General features: G+C 64.2%; 17 protein-coding genes. 7 read left to right on the top strand and 10 right to left on the bottom strand.

Going from position 1 to position 21,902, the window contains the following annotated elements; translation table 11 throughout:
- Nucleotides 1-260: 260 nt before the first annotated feature.
- The 3 genes from lepA to KDC96_RS03770 form a co-directional block, all read right to left on the bottom strand.
- Nucleotides 261-2,078, bottom strand: coding sequence for a translation elongation factor 4 (gene lepA, locus KDC96_RS03780; protein WP_212450817.1), 1,818 nt, complete (start codon nucleotides 2,076-2,078; stop codon nucleotides 261-263).
- A gap of 93 nt (nucleotides 2,079-2,171) precedes the next feature.
- A complete protein-coding gene (locus KDC96_RS03775) occupies nucleotides 2,172-4,364 on the bottom strand; it encodes a bifunctional diguanylate cyclase/phosphodiesterase (RefSeq protein WP_249171907.1) in 2,193 nt (730 codons plus the stop codon).
- Between the two features lie 137 nt (nucleotides 4,365-4,501).
- On the bottom strand, nucleotides 4,502-7,234 hold the full coding sequence (locus KDC96_RS03770) for an EAL domain-containing protein (RefSeq protein WP_249171906.1): 2,733 nt from the start codon (nucleotides 7,232-7,234) through the stop codon (nucleotides 4,502-4,504).
- A 177-nt stretch (nucleotides 7,235-7,411) separates the two neighbouring features.
- On the opposite strand from KDC96_RS03770, the gene KDC96_RS03765 reads away from it, so the two are divergent.
- The 5 genes from KDC96_RS03765 (at nucleotide 7,412) to KDC96_RS03750 (ending at nucleotide 12,746) form a co-directional block, all read left to right on the top strand.
- A complete protein-coding gene (locus KDC96_RS03765) occupies nucleotides 7,412-9,109 on the top strand; it encodes an alpha/beta hydrolase (RefSeq protein ID WP_212450815.1) in 1,698 nt (565 codons plus the stop codon).
- Nucleotides 9,110-9,232: 123 nt separating this feature from the next.
- The gene (locus KDC96_RS03760) at nucleotides 9,233-9,877 is read left to right on the top strand and encodes an alpha/beta fold hydrolase (RefSeq protein ID WP_249171905.1); all 645 of its coding nucleotides are present in this window, start codon (nucleotides 9,233-9,235) and stop codon (nucleotides 9,875-9,877) included.
- Nucleotides 9,823-10,089, top strand: a complete 267-nt coding sequence (locus KDC96_RS16360) for an alpha/beta fold hydrolase (protein ID WP_249172028.1) — start codon at nucleotides 9,823-9,825, stop codon at nucleotides 10,087-10,089. Before KDC96_RS03760 ends, KDC96_RS16360 begins: the two co-directional genes overlap by 55 nt.
- Nucleotides 10,090-10,158: 69 nt before the next feature.
- Nucleotides 10,159-11,925, top strand: a complete 1,767-nt coding sequence (locus KDC96_RS03755; RefSeq protein WP_212450813.1) for an amidohydrolase family protein — start codon at nucleotides 10,159-10,161, stop codon at nucleotides 11,923-11,925.
- Complete coding sequence (locus KDC96_RS03750) at nucleotides 11,922-12,746, top strand: SDR family oxidoreductase (RefSeq protein ID WP_212450811.1); 825 nt, start codon at nucleotides 11,922-11,924, stop codon at nucleotides 12,744-12,746. Before KDC96_RS03755 ends, KDC96_RS03750 begins: the two co-directional genes overlap by 4 nt.
- Before the next feature lie 6 nt (nucleotides 12,747-12,752).
- Here the strand turns inward: KDC96_RS03750 and KDC96_RS03745 are convergent, their stop codons facing one another.
- The 7 genes from KDC96_RS03745 to KDC96_RS03715 form a co-directional block, all read right to left on the bottom strand.
- On the bottom strand, nucleotides 12,753-13,835 hold the full coding sequence (locus tag KDC96_RS03745) for a DUF2855 family protein (protein ID WP_212450809.1): 1,083 nt from the start codon (nucleotides 13,833-13,835) through the stop codon (nucleotides 12,753-12,755).
- A gap of 85 nt (nucleotides 13,836-13,920) precedes the next feature.
- The gene (dnaN, locus tag KDC96_RS03740; protein ID WP_212450807.1) at nucleotides 13,921-15,048 is read right to left on the bottom strand and encodes a DNA polymerase III subunit beta; all 1,128 of its coding nucleotides are present in this window, start codon (nucleotides 15,046-15,048) and stop codon (nucleotides 13,921-13,923) included.
- 177 nt (nucleotides 15,049-15,225) lie between these two features.
- Complete coding sequence (fabG, locus tag KDC96_RS03735; RefSeq protein ID WP_212450805.1) at nucleotides 15,226-15,978, bottom strand: 3-oxoacyl-[acyl-carrier-protein] reductase; 753 nt, start codon at nucleotides 15,976-15,978, stop codon at nucleotides 15,226-15,228.
- A 13-nt stretch (nucleotides 15,979-15,991) separates the two neighbouring features.
- Entirely contained in the window at nucleotides 15,992-16,417 is a 426-nt protein-coding gene (locus tag KDC96_RS03730; RefSeq protein WP_212450803.1) for an N-acetyltransferase, read from the bottom strand.
- A complete protein-coding gene (locus KDC96_RS03725) occupies nucleotides 16,407-18,287 on the bottom strand; it encodes a beta-propeller domain-containing protein (protein ID WP_212450802.1) in 1,881 nt (626 codons plus the stop codon). Before KDC96_RS03725 ends, KDC96_RS03730 begins: the two co-directional genes overlap by 11 nt.
- Nucleotides 18,288-18,321: 34 nt before the next feature.
- Entirely contained in the window at nucleotides 18,322-19,257 is a 936-nt protein-coding gene (gene fabD, locus KDC96_RS03720) for an ACP S-malonyltransferase (RefSeq protein ID WP_212450801.1), read from the bottom strand.
- Between the two features lie 27 nt (nucleotides 19,258-19,284).
- Complete coding sequence (locus tag KDC96_RS03715; protein ID WP_212450800.1) at nucleotides 19,285-20,115, bottom strand: LD-carboxypeptidase; 831 nt, start codon at nucleotides 20,113-20,115, stop codon at nucleotides 19,285-19,287.
- Between the two features lie 56 nt (nucleotides 20,116-20,171).
- Between KDC96_RS03715 and KDC96_RS03710 the strand changes: the two genes are divergently transcribed.
- Together KDC96_RS03710 and KDC96_RS03705 are read left to right on the top strand one after the other, a co-directional pair.
- Nucleotides 20,172-21,599 (top strand): glutamate ligase domain-containing protein, encoded by a 1,428-nt coding sequence (locus KDC96_RS03710; RefSeq protein ID WP_212452359.1) that lies wholly within the window; start codon nucleotides 20,172-20,174, stop codon nucleotides 21,597-21,599.
- The gene (locus KDC96_RS03705; RefSeq protein WP_212450799.1) at nucleotides 21,596-21,883 is read left to right on the top strand and encodes a hypothetical protein; all 288 of its coding nucleotides are present in this window, start codon (nucleotides 21,596-21,598) and stop codon (nucleotides 21,881-21,883) included. Before KDC96_RS03710 ends, KDC96_RS03705 begins: the two co-directional genes overlap by 4 nt.
- Nucleotides 21,884-21,902: the final 19 nt, after the last annotated feature.

Genomic DNA, 21,902 nt, shown 5'->3' with positions numbered 1-21,902 from the left:
GGCAGGCCGCCCTCCGGGCGCTCCCGCATCTTCGCGTCCTTCGTGTCTTCGTGTCTTCGTGTGAGAAAAAACTAGCGCGGAGCTAGCGGAGCGTGCCCCTCCACCACCCTGCGGGTGGTCCCCCTCCCCGTCCCGGGGAGGCCTTATTCCTCACCCATCCGCAGCGCCGCAATAAACGCCTCCTGCGGGATCGACACATTCCTCCCCGCTTTCGCGGGGACAGGCCGCCCTGCGGGCGCTCCCGCATCCTCAGAATGAGGTTACTCTTCACCCATCCTCAAGGCTGCGATGAAAGCTTCCTGAGGTATCGAGACGTTTCCGTACTCTCTCATTCTGGCCTTCCCCTTTTTCTGCTTCTCGAGCAGCTTCTTCTTCCGGGTGATATCCCCGCCATAGCACTTGGCGGTGACGTCCTTGCGCAGGGCGGCGATCGTTTCGCGGGCGATGATCTTGCCGCCGATCGCGGCCTGGATCGGGATCTTGAACAGGTGGCGCGGGATGAGGTCCTTGAGGCGCTCGCACATGCCGCGCCCGCGCTCCTCGGCGACGCCGCGGTGGACGATCAGGGACAGCGCGTCGACGGCTTCCGCGTTGACGAGGATGTTCATCTTCACGAGGTCGCCTTCGCGCAGGCCGATCTGCTCGTAGTCGAAGCTGGCATAGCCGCGCGAGATCGACTTCAGCCGGTCGTAGAAGTCGAACACCACTTCGTTGAGCGGCAATTCGTAGGTCACCTGCGCGCGGCCGCCCACATATGTGAGGTCGGTCTGGATGCCGCGCCGGTCCTGGCACAGCTTCAGGATCGCGCCGAGATATTCGTCGGGGGTGTAGATCACCGCCTTGATCCACGGCTCCTCGATCATGTCGATCCGGTTGACGTCGGGCCAGTCGGCGGGGTTGTGGATGTCGATCGTGGCCGCGTCCTCGTTCTTCGTGTGGCCGAGGTGGACGCGGTACACCACCGAGGGAGCGGTGGTGATGAGGTCGAGATCGTATTCGCGGGAGAGGCGCTCCTGGATGATCTCGAGGTGCAACAGGCCGAGGAACCCGCAGCGGAAGCCGAAGCCCAATGCGGCGGAGCTCTCCATCTCGAAGCTGAACGATGCGTCGTTGAGGCGCAGCTTGCCGATGCTTTCGCGCAGCTTCTCGAAATCGGCGGCATCGACCGGGAACAGGCCGCAGAACACCACCGGCTGGACTTCCTTGTAGCCCTTGAGCGGTTCGCTGGCGCCGTTCTTCACGGTGGTGATGGTGTCGCCGACGCGGGCCTGTTCGACTTCCTTGATCTGCGCGGTGATGAAGCCGATTTCGCCCGGGCCGAGTTCGGCGAGGTCGGTGCGCTTGGGGGTGAAGCAGCCGACCCGGTCGACGAGGTGCTGCGTGCCGCCCTGCATGAATGTGATGTTGAGGCCCTTGGTGAGCCTCCCCTCGATCACGCGGACGAGGATGACGACGCCGAGATAGGGGTCGTACCAGCTGTCGACCAGGCTGGCCTTGAGCGGTGCGTCGGCGGTGCCGGTGGGCGGCGGGATCTTGGCGACGACGGCTTCGAGCACGTCCTCGATCCCGAGGCCCGATTTCGCGCTGGTGAGCACGGCTTCCGAGGCGTCGAGGCCGATGATGTCCTCGATCTCGGCGCGAACCTTTTCGGGCTCGGCGGCGGGGAGATCGACCTTGTTGATGACAGGGACGATCTCGTGATCGTGCTCGATCGACTGGTAGACGTTGGCGAGGGTCTGGGCCTCCACGCCCTGTGCGGCGTCGACCACCAGCAGCGCGCCTTCGCACGCGGCCAGGGAGCGCGAGACCTCGTAGGCGAAGTCGACATGGCCGGGCGTGTCCATCAGGTTGAGCTGGTAGGTCTCGCCGTTGCGGGCGGTGTAGTTGAGCCGGACGGTCTGGGCCTTGATGGTGATGCCACGCTCGCGCTCGATATCCATGTTATCAAGCACTTGCTCGGACATCTCGCGCTCGGTCAGCCCGCCGGTGAACTGGATCAGCCGGTCGGCGAGCGTGGACTTGCCATGATCGATGTGAGCGATAATGCTGAAATTGCGGATATGGGAAAGGTCGGTCATTTGCGCCGCGACTTAGCGACGCTTGCCCGCAATGTCATTCGCGAAAATCGCAACAGTCGGATAACGTCCGGGCTTCGTGTAGGAAAGCGAAAATCAGGCCGCTTCGCTGCGCGATGGTCGCGCATAGCCGAATTGCGGGACGCTGCCCGACTGGCCCAGCAACCCGCCCTGCATGCCCTTGTAGCTTCCCTGCGACAGCGCCGCGAGCGGCGCGCCCGCCGATGCGAGCGCATAAGGCGATACGCGGTTGCGGGTGCACAATCCGCCCGAACCATCCTCTACCAGCGGCTGTTCGAACTCGAGACCCTGCGTGTCGCCGCTCGACCGGATCACGGTCGCCACAGCGAGCTGCCCGCCACCCAGATCGACCACGAATTGCGTACCCTTCGGCACATCGATCAGCCCTTCGATAAGCGCCCCGGATTTCGAGAGATTGCGCAACGTCACCTCATAAGAGTGATCGTCGTGGATCACCTGGATCTTGCGAAACACGGTGCGGCGGCGCGCGCGCTTGGTGCGATCGCCGCTCGGTTCGATCTTCCACGCATCGCCGATCAGCTCGGTCTCGACCGTCTCGCGCACCATGGGCTCGGCAAACATCGGTCCCTGCATACGGCGCACACCGCACTCTTCGAGCGCCGCCAGCAAGTCCATGCTCTCGATACCGTTGGCGATCGTATCCATGTCGAGCGCATCGGCTAACGCGACGATGGCCTTGATCAGACCGAGCTCGCCCTTGTCGTGGTGCTCAGCCTCCTCGACCAGTTGCCGATCGATCTTGATCGTATCGAACGGCGCGCGGCGCAGATAGGCGAGCGAGGAGTAGCCGCTGCCAAATTCGTCGAGCGTCAGCCGCACGCCCAGCTTGAACAATTGGGCAAGCGTACGATCGACCGCTTCGGTGTCGCCGAAGAACACCGCTTCGCTGATTTCGAGCTCGAGCCTCCCGGCGGCCATGTCGGCCGCGCTGAGCGCGCTGGCGATGTCGTCAACGAAGCCGTCGGAGCCGAACAGCGGCACCGGGACGTTGACCGCGACCCGCACGCTTTCGGGCCATTCAGCGGCGTGGCGACAGGCTTCTGCAATCGCCCATTTGCCCACCTCGACAATCTGGCTCGACCCGTCGAGGATCGACGCAAACTCGATCTCGTCGATCTCGCCGCGCTGTTCATGCATCCAGCAGATATGCGCCTCGAGCGTGCGCACTCCCTTGGAGCTGGCGTCGACGATCGGCTGATATTTGAGGAACAGCTGATTCTCTCGGACCGCCTCGTCGAGGCCTTCTTCGAGCCGGCGGCGGAACAAGGCTTCGTTTTCGAGTTCGCCCGAGAAGAAGCGGAATTGCCCGCGACCGCCGTTCTTGGCGGCGTACAGCGCCAGATCTGCAGAGCGGACGACCTCCTCGCGCGTCACCCCGTCATGCGGGGCAATCGCGATGCCGATCGACGCGCCGATCACACACCGTCCCTCCTCGAGCGAATAGGGCTGCTTGAGCATCGTGATGATCTTCATCGCGATTTCGCCCAGCTCGCCGCGATCGTCGAGGTCAGGCAGCATCACCTGGAATTCGTCGCCGCCCAACCGGCCGATTTCGCAATCGACCTCGATCGCGCGGCGCAATCGATCCGAGACCTGCTTGAGCAATTCGTCGCCCGCCGCGTGGCCGAGCGTGTCGTTGACATGCTTGAACTTGTCGAGATCGAGCATCATCACCGCGCAATTGCGCTTCGCCTGCCTGAAGGCAGTCAGCGTCGAATCGATTATCTGCGACATGCGGTGCCGGTTGGCGAGCCCGGTGAGAGAATCGTACTTTGCGAGCCGCGCGGTTTCGACCTCACGGTGATACTGATCGGTAATGTCGGTGCCGGTGCCGCGAAACCCGGTGAACTTCTTGCCGTCGAACGCCGGTTGGCCCGCCAGTCGCAGCACGGCCCCGTCCGGACGTTTGGCTGCGCGCACCGCGAAGCCCGAGAACGCCTTGTGCGCGCCGAGCATCAGCGACAGCGACTTGGTGCGGCCCTCGCCCTCGATCGGGGCGAAGGTCGTCGCCAGCGGCTGGCCGAGCAGATCGCCGAGCGGCAGTTCGAGCCGTTCCGCGATTGCAGCGCTGAGATAGGTGAGTTTACCGTCGGGATCGCTGGCCCAGAACCATCCGAGACCGGACTGTTCGAGCTGGTCGAGCATGGCCAGCTTTTCGCCATCGCTGAGCGCCGAAGCGGCATCGCCCCCGCGCGCCCTGCGCAGTGCGTTCGCGCCTTTCGATGACAAGAAACCCTTGAGGGGCACCTGTGGCTATCCTCCGCAATCGGGTGATCGACTACATCCCGACATCATTGCCGGTCTCAACCAGCGGTAAACCCGGTTGGTTATTTTTTGGCTAATGACGGTGCTTAATCTTCGTTAAGCTGTCGGACGTTGCGCGTTCATCGACGGGCGCGAGCAACTCTGTCTCCACTCCCGGGCAACACGGTGAACGATCCGTCCAGCCGGCGGCCTAGCGGACTTGCGAATTCCACACCGACACGGTTTTCGCGCGACCATCGAACCGTCGCGCTAAAGCATTGATCGGGGGTAAATTCGATCAGCACGGTGCTGCCTTCTGCCATGTTCCAGACGCCTTCGATCATTGCCCCGCAATCGGATATGTTGCGGACGGTCGCGGTGGCGCGATGGCCGGATTGGGTAAGGTAAACTCGCCGCAACACGCCCTGGCGCGGCGACCGGGCAGCCTTCGGACCGCTAGCCTCGGCTGCGAGGTCGCCGGCGACGACAGCGCGCGCGTCGGTCGAGCACATCGGCTTGAAATAGATATAGCCCTGGACATGACTGCAGCCGAGCATCCGCACCAGCTCGAGCTCGTCCAGCGTTTCGACCCCTTCGGCGGTCGTATCCATGTTGAGCGCATCGGCGAGGGTGGTGATGGAGGTGATGATCGCGCCGTTGCGGCTGCCGTGTTCGGTTGCGCCGCGCACAAAACTCTGGTCGATCTTGATCTTGTCGAACGGCGCTTTCTTCAGATATCCGAGCGAGGAGTAGCCGGTACCGAAATCGTCGAGCGCGAGCCGCACGCCGACACGCTTCAACGCCTTGAACATGGCGTCGGTGCCCTTGCAATCGTTGAGGAACACGCTCTCGGTGATTTCCAGTTCGAGCCGGGCGGGATCGACCCCGCTGTGCGCCAGGGCGTTGGCGACGACGGTCGGCAATTCGGGGTTGGAAAACTGCAGCGGCGAAACGTTCACGGCGCAGCGGATCGAGTCCGGCCAGGTGGCCAAATCGCTGCAAGCGGTGCGCAGGGCCCACTGACCGAGCTGGTCGATCAAACCGGCGTCTTCGGCAATCGGGATGAACTTGGCGGGTGAAATCCATCCGCGCTTGGGATGCTGCCAACGCATCAGCGCTTCGAATCCGACGATCTTCTCGCTCGCGGCGTAGACCACCGGCTGGTAGAACAATTCGAGTTCGCCGCGCACGATCGCATCGCGCAGATCCTGCTCGAGCTCGGCGCGCTCTTCGGCGGCCGAATGCAGGTCCTTGGCGTAGAACCGGTGGCACCCCCTCCCCGCATCCTTCGCCGCGTAGAGCGCGAGGTCCACGTTGCGGATCAGGTCGTCGGTGTTCGAACCGTGGTGCGGGGCGATCGCGATCCCCAGCGAGGCACCGATCACGACGCTCTGCCCGCCGATCGAATAGGGCTGCGACAGGGCGGCGATGATCTCGTCGGCCAGATGGCCAAGCTGTTCCTGATCGATATCGCCCGGAACGATCACCTTGAATTCATCGCCTCCCAGACGCCCGCAGCGCCCCTTGCCATCGACCGTGCGTTCGAGGCGCTGCGCCACCTGTTGAAGCAACGCATCGCCCGCCGGATGGCCGAGAGTGTCGTTCACGTGCTTGAACCGGTCGAGATCGAGCAGCAGCACCGAACAGGCCCGTTCGCGCTCGCGCGGGGCGGCGAGGATCTGTTCGAGCGCCTGGTTCATCTGCACCCGGTTGGCGAGACCCGTCAGCGAATCGTAATGCGCCAAACGCGAGACCTGTTGCTCGCTGCGGCGTTTTTCGGTGAGATCGGTACCGTGGCCGCGAAAGCCGCAGAAATTCTTGAACGAATCGTAGACCGGTCGCCCGGTCAGCGCCCACCAGCGCTCTTCGTCGGCAACGGCCGCGCGCAGCTCGAGATCGTGGAATGCCGAACGTGCGGACAGGTGAAATGCGAGCGTGCGCTCGGCATCGACCGGGCCTTGCTCGGGATCGGCCAGCTCGGTGAGCGGGCACCCGAGCAATTGATCGACCGTCTTGCCCAGCACCCGGGCTGCGGACGGCGAGATGTAGCTGATCTGCCCGCGGCGATCGGTCTCCCAGAACCAGCCCTGACCGGTTTCCTCGAAACTGCGGAGGATGTCTTCGGCCCGCGCCGCGACGCGTTCGCGTGCATCGCGCGCCTGGCGTTTCTTGATCGCACGTTTCCATTCGTAGCGCCCGACCAGCGCCAGCGTCAGCACCGTTCCGATCAACGCGGTCGCCATCAGCGGACCGGGATTGACCAGCGCAAACGCGGTCCAGATCGCGATCTTCGCGGTAAACAGCGTCGCGATCCGCCGGGCGAACAGCGCCGCGCAGGCGGCATTGACGCACACCACTGTGGCGATCGCCCATTGCCAAGCGAGGCCGATCTCGACCCAGCTCGCCAGCGTGTACCCGGCGCAGGCCATCGGCAGGACGATGCCAGCGCCAACCAGCGCGTAACGGAGCGTATTCGATGTGCCCGCGCGCCGCTCAAACCGGGCGAAATGCGCGCCGGAAGCACACACGGCGACCGACACCGCGCCCGCGACCAACGCGAAGCCGAGCGGGACCGAGAAGGTGACGAGGGCCGCCAGCGTGTAGGCGATCAGCAGGAACAGCGCCAACGGGCGGGTTTCGCGCGGAAGGAAGAATTCGTGCTCGGCACGGAGCCCGCCATTATCGGACGGTAGCGGGACTGCGTGTCCCGCTTCGACGCGATCCGGCGCACGGCGATCGTCCTCGCTGCGCTGATCCCCTGCGGACTCGTCTGCCTGCCTGTTCCGACGGATGCCGGCGCGCGCGCTGGCGGGCGCGGCTTCGGCCGTTCTCGGGCTTGCCTGCACGGGATTTCGAAGGGAACGGCCGTTCATTGTCGAGACTATGGCGGGAACGGGCCTGCGGAACGGTTAATCCGCAGGCTCAAGAAAGTGTGAACGCGGACCTCCGTTACGGGGAGGCATGCCCGCCTGAAACCTTGATAATCCGCAGATCGCGAGGCATGTGGAAAGCGCGCCGCCGGTCGCGCGCGCAGACTGCAAGGGGATTCCATGGCACAAGGCACGGTAAAACTCGAAAACGAGGCGGCGCAATCGACCAACGCGCTCGGTCCGCTGATCGGTGTCGCGCGCGAGGATTTCGTCAGCGCGGTCGCGCTGTTGCTGCGCGAAACCGCATCAGACCCCAGCCGCATGATGCGCCATGCCCGCTCGATGACCGAGGACATGGTGAAGATCATGACCGGCAAGAGCGAACTCGCGCCCGACCCGAAGGACCGGCGGTTCCAGGACCCGGCGTGGCAATTCAACCCGTTCTTCCGCGCCGGAGCGCAATATTACCTCGCGGTGCAGAAGGGCATGAAGAACTGGCTCGAGGAGCTCGAGCTCGACGAGCTGGAACGCAACCGGGCGAATTTCATCGCCAACATCATTCTCGATGGACTCGCGCCGACCAATACGCTTGCCGGCAACCCGGTTGCGCAGAAGCAGCTGATCAATTCGGGCGGGCTATCGCTGATCAAGGGGCTGCAGAACGCCTACAACGATCTCGTCCACAACAAGGGGATGGTCAGCCAGGTCGACAAGCGCCCGTTCAAGCTGGGCGAAAACATCGCGACGTCGAAAGGGTCGGTCGTCCATCGCACCGAAATGTTCGAGCTGGTGCAGTACGCGCCGACGACCGACGAAGTGTATGAAATCCCGCAGCTGACGATCCCGCCGCAGATCAACAAGATGTACATCAACGATCTCGCGCCGGAGAAATCGATCATAAAGTGGCAGGTCGACAACGGCATGCAGACCTTCGTGATTTCGTGGCGAAATCCGTCGAAGGAACAGGGCCATTGGGACATGGCCGATTACATCGCCAGCTGCGAGGAAGCGCTCGAGGCGGTGGCAGACATTACCGGTGCGAAGAAAGTCAACGTGTCGGCCGGCTGTTCGGGTGGCCAGACCGCCTCGGTGCTCGCTTCGAAGCTCGCGGCGAGCGGGAATGACATTCTCGGCACGCTCACGCTGATGGTATGCGTGCTGCACCCGAAACAGACCGATATCGAAGCCGGCTCGCTGGTCAGCGAGAACGGGATGAAGCTCGCCCGCCAGCGCGCGGAGAAAGCGGGCATTATCAAGGCTGACGATCTGGCACGCGGCTTCGCGTGGCTGCGACCCAACGATCTGATCTGGAACTACGTCATCAACAATTACCTGCTCGGCATGGACCCGCCGGCCTTCGACGTGCTCTTCTGGAATGCCGATGCGACCAACCTGTCCGCCAGCCTGATGGGTGATTTCCTGACGCTGTACGAAACCCTTGCCTTCACCAAGAAGGGCGAGATCGAGATGGCTGATCACAAGGTCGATCTGAGCAAGGTCACCGCCGACCTGTTCATTCTCGGCGGGGTGACCGACCACATCACGCCGTGGAAGGCGACCTATCGTTCGACGCAGCTGTTCGGATCGAAGGACGTTACCTACGTGCTCAGCCAGTCGGGGCACATGCAGGCGATCCTCAACCCGCCGGGCAATCCCAAGGCGAAATATTACGTCCAGAAAAAGAAGGGCAAGCTGCCTGAGACTGCCGACGAGTGGCTGCAGGGCACCGAAGAGGTCAAGGGCAGCTGGTGGCCGTACTGGATGGAATGGATCCAGAAGCGTTCGGGCGCGAAAAAGCCCGCGCCGGAAAAGCTGGGGAACGCGAAGCACAAGCCGATGGACCCGGCCCCCGGACTCTACGTAGTAGAAGAAGTCTGATAGCCGGCGCGCGCGGGAACACGCGCGGACGATAGACACGAAGGTCGCTTGCAGGTGGATCAGCGAGCGGTCCTTTCCAGTGCGGAACCGCACGCAGAAAAGGACGAATACTTGGCCGATGCAATGAATGACGCTGTCGTCACCATGGAAAAGGTGGGCGGGCGGACGCTACGGGTTGCGACATGGCGGCTCGACGAGCCGTCCGATCACCTGCCGATCCTGTTCTTCAACGGTATCGGAGCGAATATCGAAGCGGTCGCGCCGCTGGCCGACGAAATGTCGGATCGCGGCTTCATCATGTTCGACATGCCGGGCACGGGCGAATCGCCCGATCCGGTGATCCCTTACAACCCGTTCACGATGAGCTGGACGGCAGCCGAACTGCTCGGACGGCACGCGATCGGCGAGGTCGACGTGATGGGCGTGAGCTGGGGCGGAGCCATGGCGCAACACTTTGCGCTCCAGCATCCCAAGCGTACCCGGCGTCTGGCTCTGGCGGCGACCACGGCGGGCATGCTGATGGTACCGGGCAACCCGGCATCATTCACCAAAATGGCCAATCCGCGCCGCTACATCGATCCCGAATTCATGAACGAGCATTTCGCGACGCTGTATGGCGGCGTCGATGCGGATGGCGCGAAGCACCAGAAGGACAGCCACATCGGCCGGCTGAAGCCCCCTCCCCGCGCGGCTATTTCTACCAGCTGCTGTGCATGCTCGGCTGGACCAGCCTTCCCGCGCTGCCATTCATGCAGAAGGAAACGCTGATCATGATGGGCGACGACGACCAGATCGTTTTGCCGATCAACGGGCGCATCCTCGCCTCGGCAATACCCAATTCGCGGCTGGAGATGATCGCGGGCGGCGGGCATCTGTTCCTGCTGACCCATGCCGACGAGAGCATCGCGCGATTGCGCGAATTCCTCGATGCGCCCGAGACCGAAGCCGAGGCGGGCCGCGTGAAGGCGGTCGCTGCCTGATTTCCCTCGATGTGAAGCGCTGGACAGCCTCCGGACGATAGGACATTCTCTCGCCTAGAGGAGAGAGACATGGCGCAGTTCGACCTGATTATCCGGGGCGGCACGATCGTCGACGGCACCGGAGCGCAAGGCTTCATCGGGGACGTGGCTATCAGGGACGGCGTGATCGCCGCACTGGGTGCGGTCGCCGGCGACGCACGCGAGGAAATCGATGCGACAGGAAAGATCGTCGCCCCCGGCTTCGTCGATATTCACACCCACTACGACGGTCAGGCGACCTGGGATCAGGAAATGGCCCCGTCGAGCTGGCACGGCGTCACCACCGTGGTGATGGGCAATTGCGGCGTCGGCTTCGCGCCTGCCAAGCCGGACCGGCACGAATGGCTTATCAGCCTGATGGAAGGCGTGGAGGATATTCCGGGCACGGCGCTTTCCGAAGGGATTACCTGGGATTGGGAAACCTTCCCCGAATATCTCGATGCGTTGGAAAAGCTGCCGCGCGCCGTCGATGTCGCCACCCATGTGCCGCATGGCGCGGTGCGCGCCTATGTGCTGGGCGACCGCGAACAGCCGGGCGCCGTTCCGACCGAAGCCGACATCGCCGAGATGAGCCGCATCGTCGAGGAAGGCGTGCGCGCGGGTGCGCTCGGCTTCTCGACCTCGCGCACGGTGCTGCACAAGTCGGTCGATGGCGAGCTGGTGCCCGGAACCACCGCTACCCCCGAAGAGCTGGTCGCGATCGGCAAGGCGATGGGCCGGGCCAAGGATGCGGGCGGCCACGCGGTGTTCGAAATGGCCAGCGATCTCCAGCGCGACTGGAACGAATTCGAATGGATGGGCAGGCTCTCGCGCGAGGCCGGGATCCCGGTCACTTTCGCGGCGCTCGAAAGCATCGCAAAGGAAATGCCGCTCAAGGAGCAGATCGAAACGATGCGCGCCGAAAACGACAACGGCGCGAATATCGTGGCGCAGATCGCCCTGCGCGGAAACGGCATCATCATGGCCTGGCAGGGCACGGTGAACCCGTTTGCCTTCCGCCCGAGCTGGCAGGCGATCAAGGACCTGCCGCGGGACCAGCAGAAAGCCAGGTTGCTCGATCCCGCGTTCAAGCAGCAGATGCTGTCCGAAGCGAACGACTACTCCGAAGCGCCGATGGATATCATCGGCGTGGTGATGGTGATCACGCAAGGGTGGGCGCTGCAATACGAGATGGATCCGGATTTCGACTACGAACCGGACGAAACGGCCAGCGTCAACGCCCGCGCACGGGCGGCCGGGGTCGATCCGCAGGAATACGCCTACGACATGCTGTGCCGTGAGGACGCGACCGGCTTTATCTACCTGCCGATCCTCAATTATGCGGAGGGCAACCTCGATTTTCTCCACCCGCTGCAACACGCCGACGATACGGTCAACTCGCTCAGCGATGGCGGCGCGCATTGCGGGACGATCTGCGACGCGGCCTCGCCCACCTTCATGCTCGAGCACTGGGTGAAGAACAGGAAGCGTGGCGAGCGGCTGACACTGGAGCATGCGATCAAGCGCCAGTGTCACGACACGGCAAAGCTATACGGTCTCGATGATCGTGGGGTGATCGCGCCGGGCTACCTCGCCGATCTGAACATCATCGACATGGACGCGCTGAAGCTCGGTCGCCCGTGGCTCGCCTTCGATCTGCCCGCAGGCGGCAAGCGGCTGCTGCAAACCGCCGATGGCTATGTCGCGACGATCAAGGGCGGCGTGGTGACGTTTCGCGATGGCAAATGGACCGGCGCGACGCCCGGAGTGCTGATCCGCGGCCCGCAGCGCGCGGAACTCGCCGAAGCGGCCGAATGACCGGCTTTGCGCCCGCGACCGGCGACTGGGCAGTCATCACCGGTGCCGGGCGCGGGATCGGGCGCTGGCTGGCGCAGCACTTCGCCGCCAAGGGCATGCGCATCTGCGCGCTCGATATCGACGCCTACGAAGCGGAAGAAAGCGCCCGGATGTGCGGCGATGCGTCGCGCGCACACGGCTGCGACGTTTCGGACCGCGCGGAGACCGGGCGGGTCGCCGAAAAGCTGATCGCGCAGGGTGTGGAACCCTCGCTGTTATGGATCAACGCCGGGGTTGGCAGCGCCGACACGGTCAGCGACGCCAGGCCGGATACGCTCGACTGGCTGATGGGTGTCAACGTGATGGGCCCGATCCACACCGCACAGGCGTGGCTGCCGGTGCTGAAACGCCAGCAGGGGCCGCGCCATGTCGGGATCACCGCCAGCTCCGCCTCGGTGGTGCCGGTCAGCGGGCCGTTCACGCTCTACGCCACGACCAAGCAGATGACGGCGGCCGTTGGCGAGGCGCTCAGCGCCGAACTCGCCGAGGACGAGATCGGCGTCACAATCCTGTGCCCCGGAATCCTCAACACCCAGATCTGGAACGCCGCGCAGGCCCGTCCCGATCGTTTCGGCGGCGCGCGCCAGGCCCCCGACGCGGTGGGCGATCACTGGCGCGCCCAGCCCGGCCCCGAAGTGCTCGAACGGGGCATCGACACCGTGCTCGCACGCGGCGGCGGATGGTGCATTATCCCGACCGAACCAGACACCGAGAGCAAGATGGAAGCGCGCCACCGCGCGCAGCATCACGGTTTCTTCCATTACGCGCTGGAACGCGCGTAGCCCTGCTCAGGGCTCGATCACGATGCCTTTCGACGGATCGACGCTGCCGCCGATCATCTCCAGATAGGTCTCGCGTGCGGCGTCGAGGCCCTGCTTCCTGACGATTTCGACCGTCCCCTCCGCGCATTTGAGGAATTCGTGCCACGCCGCCGCGACCAGCTTTCCGCCTTCGTCAGGACCTTTTTCCTTGAAGAACGCGACCGCATGGTCGGGGGCGAAGAACAGCGTCGGTTTGGGACCCTTGCGAATGTCCGCTCCGCCGAACGTGCTGCGCGCCTCAAGGTGAGTCGCCCCGACCAGACAGGAGTATTTCAGCGTCGCCTCGAAATGTTCGTGCACTCTGGCGAGGACCTTGGCGTTCCCCGCGAAATCGACCAGCACGCTGTCGGCGATCACCATCCCGCCGACCTCGTCGTAGGATCGCACCCGGTCGTACAGCCCGGTGCTTTCGACGAAATCGACGTTCCCGGCCGAAGTCAGTCCGACCCGCTTGATGCTCGGTGAATTCTGCCGCGCGACGCTGGCGAGGCCCATCGCGGTCTTGGAGGAGGCGCTGGTCAGGATCACCTGCTGGGCACCGAACCAGTCCTGGTCGCGCATGAAATACTCGATCAGGAACCCGGTCTTGAACAGCGGGCCGAAGATCATCCGTTCGGGTTCGCGCGCGGGATCGTGTTCGGGATCGGCGGCGAGCCGCTGGTAGGTGTTGTAGACCGGGCTCATCGGCTGGCGGTAATCGGTCATGTCCATGAAGCTGCCATCCGAGACCCTGCCCGGCCGCACGTCGAGGTGCGTCGCCATCGGCAAGTAGCCGTAGACCCGCTCGCCCACCACGATATCGGGATGGTTGCTCTCGATGACCTTTGCGTGGCCCCACATCGGGACGATCCCGAAACCGTCGGGCGCGGGGAAGAAATCCCAGTATTTGAACCCGTCGCCGACCACCGCGTAGGTGATGTTGTTGGCGGTGACCGAAAAGCTCTCGATTTGGAGCCGCACCGCGCCCTCGGCCAGGTTCGTCAGCTCGACATGGACGAGATCGGCGTTGGTGAGTTCGTCTTTGCGGACATGGACTTGCTGAATCGTCATCGGGGGCTTCTCCTTTGTCGAGAAGCACTAGCGGAACGAGCCGCGCATTCCCAGCAGGATCAAACTGCCGGGAAACCGACTTTGCCTACACCCGCATCGGCATCAGCACATACAGCGCCGGGCTCTTTTCGTCCTGCCGGATCAGCGTCGGCGCGCCCGCATCGGCGAGGTGCAGTTCGACCGTATCGGCGTCGATCTGGTCGAGGATATCCTTGAGATAATTGGCGTTGAAGCCGATCTCAAACCCTTCCGATTTGTAATCGGCCGCAAGTTCCTCGGTCGCGGTGCCGTTGTCGGGCGAGGTGACCGACAGGGTGACCTTGTCGGGTTCGAGCCCCATCTTCACCGCGCGCGTTTTCTCGGTGGCGATTGTTGCCACGCGATCAACGCCTTGGAAGAAGCTCTTGGGATCGACTTTCAACAGTTTGTCGTTACCGGTCGGGATCACGCGGCTGTAATCGGGAAAGGTTCCGTCGATCAGCTTGCTGGTCAGCACCACCCCGCCCTCGCCGCCGAGCGTGAAGCGGATCTTGCTCGCCGACAGGTCGATCTGGACGTTCCCGTCCATCGCTTCCTCGAGCAGCTTGCGCAATTCGGCGACCGCTTTGCGCGGGACGATCACGTCGGGCATGCCCTCTGCCCCGTCGGGACGGGCCAGCGTGAAGCGCGCCAGCCGGTGGCCGTCGGTCGCCGCCGCCTTGAGCACGGGCGTGTCTTCATCGGTCACATGCAGGAAGATGCCGTTGAGATAGTACCGGGTTTCCTCGGTCGAGATCGCGAACCGCGTGCGGTCGATCAGTTCGGCAAGGGTGCGCGCGGGCAGCTCGAACGAGGTGGGAAGGTCGCCCTCGACGATCACCGGGAAATCGTCGCGCGGCAGCGTCGGCAGCTTGAAGCGACTGCGCCCGGCCTTGACTTCCATCCGGTTGTCGGCGGTTTCGAGGCTGACCTGGCTGCCGTCCGGCAGCTTGCGGGCGATATCGAACAGCAGATGCGCCGAAACGGTGATCGCGCCCGCGTTCTCGACCGAGGCCGCCGACATGGTTTCGACGACCTGCAGGTCGAGGTCGGTCGCCATCACCTTCACATTGCCGCCATCGCTGGCGTCGATCAGCACGTTGGACAGGATTGGGATCGTGTTGCGGCGTTCGACCACCGACTGGACGTGGGACAGACACCGCAGGAGCGTCGCGCGTTCGATCGTAGCCTTCATGAGCCTCGCCTATCACTTTTCGATCTGTGGCGGGGAATGGGACCGGAATCGCCCCACCAGCGCCGGGGAATTTGCAAAAACCTTAGCGCGGTGGACAATACGGGCAAGCGTGAGCGCGCGCGAGCGGGGATTCGCTTGGGGATAAGGGTGCCTGGGCAGGCCCTTATCGCCCAAAGCTCATCCCACCATCGCCATCCCGCCGTTCACATGCAGCGTTTCGCCGGTGATGTACCCGGCCTCGCGGCTCGCCAGATAGGCGCAGGCCGCGCCGATATCGCCGCCCTCGCCCATCTTGCCCATGGGAATGCGAGCATTGATCGTGTCCTGCTGTTTCTCGTCGAGCTGCGCGGTCATGGCAGTGCGAATGAATCCGGGCGCGACGCAATTGGCGGTGATTCCGCGGCTGGCGACTTCCTGCGCGAAGCTCTTGGTCATGCCGGTCAGCCCGGCCTTGGCGGCGGCGTAGTTCATCTGCCCCGGATTGCCGGTGGCACCGACGACGCTGGTGATGTTGACGATCCGACCGAAGCGCGCCTTCATCATCGGCTTGGCGCTGGCCCGCATCAGGCGGAATGCGGCTTCGAGATTGATCGCGATCACCTGGTCCCATTCCTCGTCCTTCATCCGCATGCCGAGATTGTCGCGGGTGATCCCGGCATTGTTGACGAGGATATCGATCCCGCCCAGCGTATCGAGCATCGCCGGGATCAGCTCCTCGACCTGCACGGTGTCGGACAGGTTGCAGGTGATCTCGACATGATCGCCGCCGACCTCCTCGATCAGCTGCTCGCGGAAGCTGCGCAGTTTCGATCCGTTCGAACCCGACAGCGCGACCCGCGCGCCCTGCCTCGCCAGCGCGACCGCGATCGCCGAGCCGATTCCGCCGCTCGCGCCGGTAACCAGCGCGTTCATACCCTTGAGTGAAAACATCAGAACAGGCTCCTCACCAGTCGAAAAAGTAGATCACGGCGTCTTCTCGCTCATGCCTGAACCCTTCGTAGAGTCCGCGTGCGGCCAGATTGTCGGGTTCGGTCCCCAGCCAGATCTCTTCGATTCCCTCCGCATCGGCGCGATCGAACACGAATTGCACGAGCGAACGCGCGATGCCCTGCCTGCGCCAATCGTCGCCCGTGCCGATTTCGTCAAGGAATAGCTCGGTCGGCTTGTCGGGATGATGGTGGACGACGCACATCACCATCCCGACGACGAGATCGCCGTGCAGCGCGACGCCGAGCCAGTTGCCCGGGCTGGCGAGATAGGTGTCGAGCTGGACCGGGTCGATCGCGTGGTCGAAGGTCCCGGGCGCAACGCGATCGAGCAGCTGCGCATGGGACCGATCAATCCAGCGGCGTTCGACGTTACGGGGCAAAGCTGATCCGCCGCGTCTCGCGAATGCTTCCTCCGGCCAGTCGACCCTCGACCATTTCGTAGCCCATCAGCGCGAAAATCCGTTCGCCCATGAATATCGGGCGGGCGTTTCCGTACCAGTCGACGCACGAGGCGACACAATTGTCGTCGCTGGCATCCTGGGTACGCGCCACCAGCTCGCCCACCGGGGAAAGCCTGCGCGCATCGCGACGGAGAAACGCGATCGAGGAGCCCGAGCCGAGGAATTCGGCTCCGTCCCGCGCGAGCCGACGCGTCACAGGCAGCCCGAGCGTACCGCTCAGGCCATCCGACCCGCTATCCGGGCGGAAAAAGAAGGCCTGGCTGCGGGTCTCGCCTTCGTTGGCGGCGGGAAGCATGTAGGTGTCCTCGACCCTCGCACGGCTGCCGAGCGACAGCGAGGAAAAACCGAGCGCTCCCCCGCGCGACGGGCCGATCGCGACCCCGTCATCGCCGAGCCGGTCGAACCGGGTGATACCGTGGCGCAGCGACACTTCCTGCACCGCACTGCCATCGAGAGGGACCGCGTAGACGGTCGCGGTCGCATCTTCGCTGCCATAATCACCTGCGGCGTAGAGCAGGTAATCGCCGACGAAGCGGTTGTGGAAACGCCAGCCCTCCGGTGCGGGGAGCGGTCGGTAATCGGATTGCGGCAGCGCCGCGGCACCGTTGTCGAACCCGGCCAGCGGGACGTTTGCCAGCGCCACGTCGCCGCCGCTGAATTCGCTCGCCCACATTCCTTCGCCATTGCCGAGCTCGCGCAGCAAGACCCGCAGCACGCCGTCCTCGGCGTTCTCGGCGAAGGAGAACTGGTCGATCGGCGATCCGGCGACCTGCACCGCGCCGGGTTGTGCACCGTCGAGCGGGATGCGGTAGAGCTGGCCGGGGGTGCGCTCGGCATCGTCGTCCCAACTGGTCTGCGCCGACCCGGTCCAGACATAGACCGCGCCGCGCGAGACGTAGAAGGCGCGGCTCCAAGTTCCCGCGATGGCGCGTGCACTGCAGTCCAGTTCGGGCGCGCTCAGATCGCAGCGGGTAACCACGTGCAGCATGTCGAGCTCGAACTCGCCGGTGCGATAGGGTTCGGCGATCAGGAAATCTTCCGGCCTCACCAAAGTCTTGGTCTCGGCTCTCTCGCCAAATCCGCGCAGTGCGGGCATGGTTGCATCGAGATCGTCCCAGCGCGCGTAGACCGGTGCGTAGAGGATCAGCTCGTCGCCGATCAGGCGCGAAGCGTAATTGCTCGACGAATAGTAATCGCCCGAACGCAGATAGTGCGTATCGCGATAGGTCAGCTCGCCGCTGCCCGACAGGTCGAAGCGATTGAGTTCGGTGCCGAATTCGCCGTAGGAATACCCGATCACGATCACCTGATCACCGCTGACCAGCATCTCGTCATACCAGGTATCCCCGGGGTTGGGTTTGCCCGGCGGAAAGGCGTCGATCGTATCGACCGGCGCGAGCGCATCGTCGCCGTGGCGCACGGTGAACAGCCGCCCGCGTCGCAGCACGACCAAGTAATCGCCCGCGTTTTTGACGATCCCACCTTCGTCGACCCCGGCTTCCTGCGTGTTGGTGATGCTCTCGCTCTCGCCCTCGGCCGAGGCGTCGGCGGAATCGGCGGCGGCTTCCATCGCCATGGGCGCCGCGACGCTCGACTCGTACATCGCGGCCCGTGCGCGCTGGCGTTTGGCCATTTTTCCGGCGAAGCGATCCAGATCGTCTTTCGAAGCGAAGCCGACGAGGCCGGGCCCGCTCGAGTCCGCCGCCGAATTCTCCACCACGGGCGTGCAGGCCGACATTCCCATCGCGGCCAAGCCGATCGCGAGCATTTTCAAGGTACCGTTGCGCATTTCCCTCTCCCCTCGATGCGCTGATGATACATTGTTACATAGATTTCGCAAATGCCTCGAGATGTTCCATGGCGATCAGGCTCGCCGTTTCGGCCTCGTCGGCGATCTTGCGGATCATCGGGGTGAGGACCTTGCCCCCCAGTTCGACGAAGCTTGCGAAACCATCGGCGTGCATATTGGCGACGCTTTCGCGCCAGCGCACACGGCCTGTGACCTGTTCGACCAGCAGCGCCCGCTCCTCCTCGGGATCGGTGACCTTGCTGGCCGTGACGTTCGCGTAGAGCGGCAATGCGAGCGCGCCAGGAGAGGTCTCCGCCAGTGCCTCGGCCATGCGGTCGGCGGCGGGCTGCATCAGCGAACAGTGGAACGGAGCGGAGACCGGCAGCAGCACGCCGCGCTTGATCCCGTGATCCTTAACCATCGCGATCGCGCGCTCGATCGCTCCCTTGTGGCCCGAGATCACCACCTGCCCCGGATCGTTGTCGTTGGCGACCTCGCATACCTGCCCCTGTGCTGCGGCAGCTGCGAGGGCCGTGGCGGTGTCGATATCGGCACCGAGCAACGCCGCCATCGCCCCCTCGCCCACCGGCACGGCCGATTGCATCGCCTGCCCGCGCAGCTTCAGCAGCCGCGCCGTGGTCGCGAGATCAAAAGCGCCAACCGCGCACAGGGCGGTGTATTCGCCGAGCGAATGGCCCGCCACGCAGTCGCCCACCTCGGCCAGCTTCACGCCGAAATCCTCTTCGAGCACCCGCAGGGTGGCGATGGCATTGGCCATGATCGCGGGCTGCGCGTTCTCGGTCAGGGTCAGTTGGTCTTCCGGTCCCTCGCGCATGATCGCGGAAAGCTTGTGCGACAGCGCTTCGTCGACTTCCTCGAACACGGCGCGGGCCACAGCGCTCGCTTCGGCGAGTTCGACCCCCATGCCGACCTTCTGACTGCCCTGTCCCGGAAATACGAATGCGCGCATTGTGATCCTCCTGCTGGGCTCGCTGCGCTAGGCAGTGGTGGGCGGACTCGCAAGGCCGAAGGGCACAACCCTGTTGGCAGACGTATGCCCGATCTCGGCCCGGCCGAGATACGGTATCCCGGCCCGGTCGCACCAGAACCTGGCGATGGCGACCTCGTCCTGTCCGAATTCGACGTAGTTTTCCGGCACATCGGTCACCGCGCCCAGCCTCAGGCCGGCAAGTCGCGGCAGGGTGTTGGCGAGATGGAAGAACAGCCGGTCGATCGAATAGAGGTGCTCGCTCACCTCCTCCACCATCACGACGTGGCCCGACAGGTCGGGCATCAGCGGCGTGTTGGTAATCATCGCCAGCGTGATGAGGTTGAACGCGGCTGCCGGTGTGGTCCCATCGATGCTGGGTTCAACCCCACTGACATCGCCTTCCAGCCAGCGCAGCACCCGCCGCACCGCCTCGCGACCCCGCTCCGAACGGGCGCTGACCGGCATCGATCCGTGCACGCTCTGCCCGATTCCGGCGCGATAGAGCGCGGCAAGCAGATACCCGCAGTCCGAAAATCCGACATAGGTTTTGGAGCGCGCCGCCTGGCTCATCTGCGCCACCGCTGCCTCGGCAATCCGGTTCGAACCGTAGCCGCCCTTGGCGAACCACACCGCGTCGAATGCCGGATCGTTGGCGCAATCGAGCAGCGCCTCGAGCCGCCTGAGATCGCTGCCAGCGAAATGCCCGGCGCTTTCGAAGCATTGATCGTGAAATGATACCCGATGGGCCGGAAACTCGGCGGCGACGAGCGCCTCCAGCGCTGCGGCATGGTCACGCGTGATTGGAGTCGCGGGCGCACAGATGGCGATATTTGTCATGCGCGCAGACCTAAGTCGCTTGTCAGCCATGGCGCAAGCCAATAACCATGTTTCCCATGGCGGACGGGATCGATGGGCCGGACCTCGCGGGACGGCCATTCTTTTTTTGCGGCATCGGTGGGTCGGGCATGCTCCCGCTTGCACAGATCGTGCACGGAATCGGCCACGAAGTCGCCGGGTCTGACCGCAGCCGCGATCAGGGACGCACGTCGGAAAAATTCCGGTGGCTCGAAGAAAACGGGTTCGCGCTGTTTCCGCAGGACGGCAGCGGCCTGACCTCGTCCCGGCAAATCCTCGTCGCCTCCGCAGCCGTCGAAGACACCGTTCCCGAAGTTGTCCGCGCACGCGAGCTTGGCTGCGCACGGATGAGCCGCGCAGAGCTGAATGCCGCGCTGTTCAACGAGGCGGGATATTCGATCGCGATCGGCGGAACCTCGGGCAAATCGACCGTCACGGGGATGATCGCCTGGATTCTGTCGGAAGGCCAATACGACCCGACCGTGATGAATGGCGCGGTGATGAAGAATTTCGCCGGGCCGGACAATCCGTTCGCCAGCGCACGGGTCGGGCGACCGGAGATCTATCTCAGCGAAGTTGACGAAAGTGACGGCACGATTGCGCTGTACCGTCCTACCATCGGCGTGCTGCTCAATGTCAGCCTCGATCACAAGAGCCTTGAGGAATTGCGCGTGCTGTTCGGCGGCTATCTCAAGGCATCGGGCTGCGCGGTGGTCAATTTCGACAATGACGAGGCCCGCGCACTTGCGGAGAAGACCTCGCAACTGGTCAGCTTCGGGATATCCCATCCCAAGGCAGACATCACCGTCGACCCGGACTCGATCGACGAAAGCCCGTTCGGCATCCGCGCAGCGGTGATCGACAATCGCAGCCGCGAGGTGTTCCCGCTGATCCTGCCGATGCCGGGCCGGCACAATCTTTCGAATGCGCTGGCGGCAATCGCTGCGGCAGCGGCAGCGGGGATCGAAGTGCGCAAGGCGGTCTACGCGCTGCGCTCGTTTCAAGGTCTGGCGCGGCGGTTCGACGTGATCGGCACGAGTCCGGACGGGATCACCGTAATCGACGATTTCGGCCACAATCCCGAAAAGTGCGCCGCCACCCTTCGCACGCTCAAGGCCACGCCGGGCCGGGTGATCGCCTTTTTCCAGCCACACGGATACGGCCCGCTGCGGCAGATGGGCGACGAGCTGGCGGAAACCTTCGCGCGCGAGCTCGATCCCGAGGACATCACGGTCATGTGCGACCCGGTCTATTTCGGCGGCACGGTCGATCGCAGCGAAGGCAGCGAGCGGATCGTGCGCCTCATCAGGAATGCGGGCGGCAAGGCGGAACACATTCCCGATCGCGAAACCTGTGGGGAGAGCATTGCCACGCTGGCCCGGCCGGGAGACCGGGTGGTGATCATGGGCGCGCGCGACGATACGCTGACGGCCTTCGCCAAGGACCTGTTCGAGCGGCTGGCATGACCGCATACGTGCGGGCGCGGCGACATGCGTGGCGGATGCTGCTCGCGCTCGGGGCGGCGATCGCATTCGTGCTCGCAATCGATCGCTTCTACGGCCACTCGACCATCGCCTTTGGCATCGCGATCGTTGGACTGGTGCTGGCAAACGGTCCGATGCTGCGGCTCAACTGCCCGCAATGCGGCAAGAACCTGTTCTTTCGCGGGATGTTCGTGGTGCCCTGGCCGAACCGGACCTGCGGCAGGTGCGGGCTGGAGCTGGACCGCGACGACCCACAATTGCGCTAATGGTCGAGTGTCGCGCGGA

This window comes from Erythrobacter sp. JK5 (assembly GCF_018205975.1).
Lineage (GTDB): Bacteria > Pseudomonadota > Alphaproteobacteria > Sphingomonadales > Sphingomonadaceae > Erythrobacter.
Note: the sequence above shows the minus strand (reverse complement) of the source record. Positions and strands in the feature narration are given on the sequence as shown.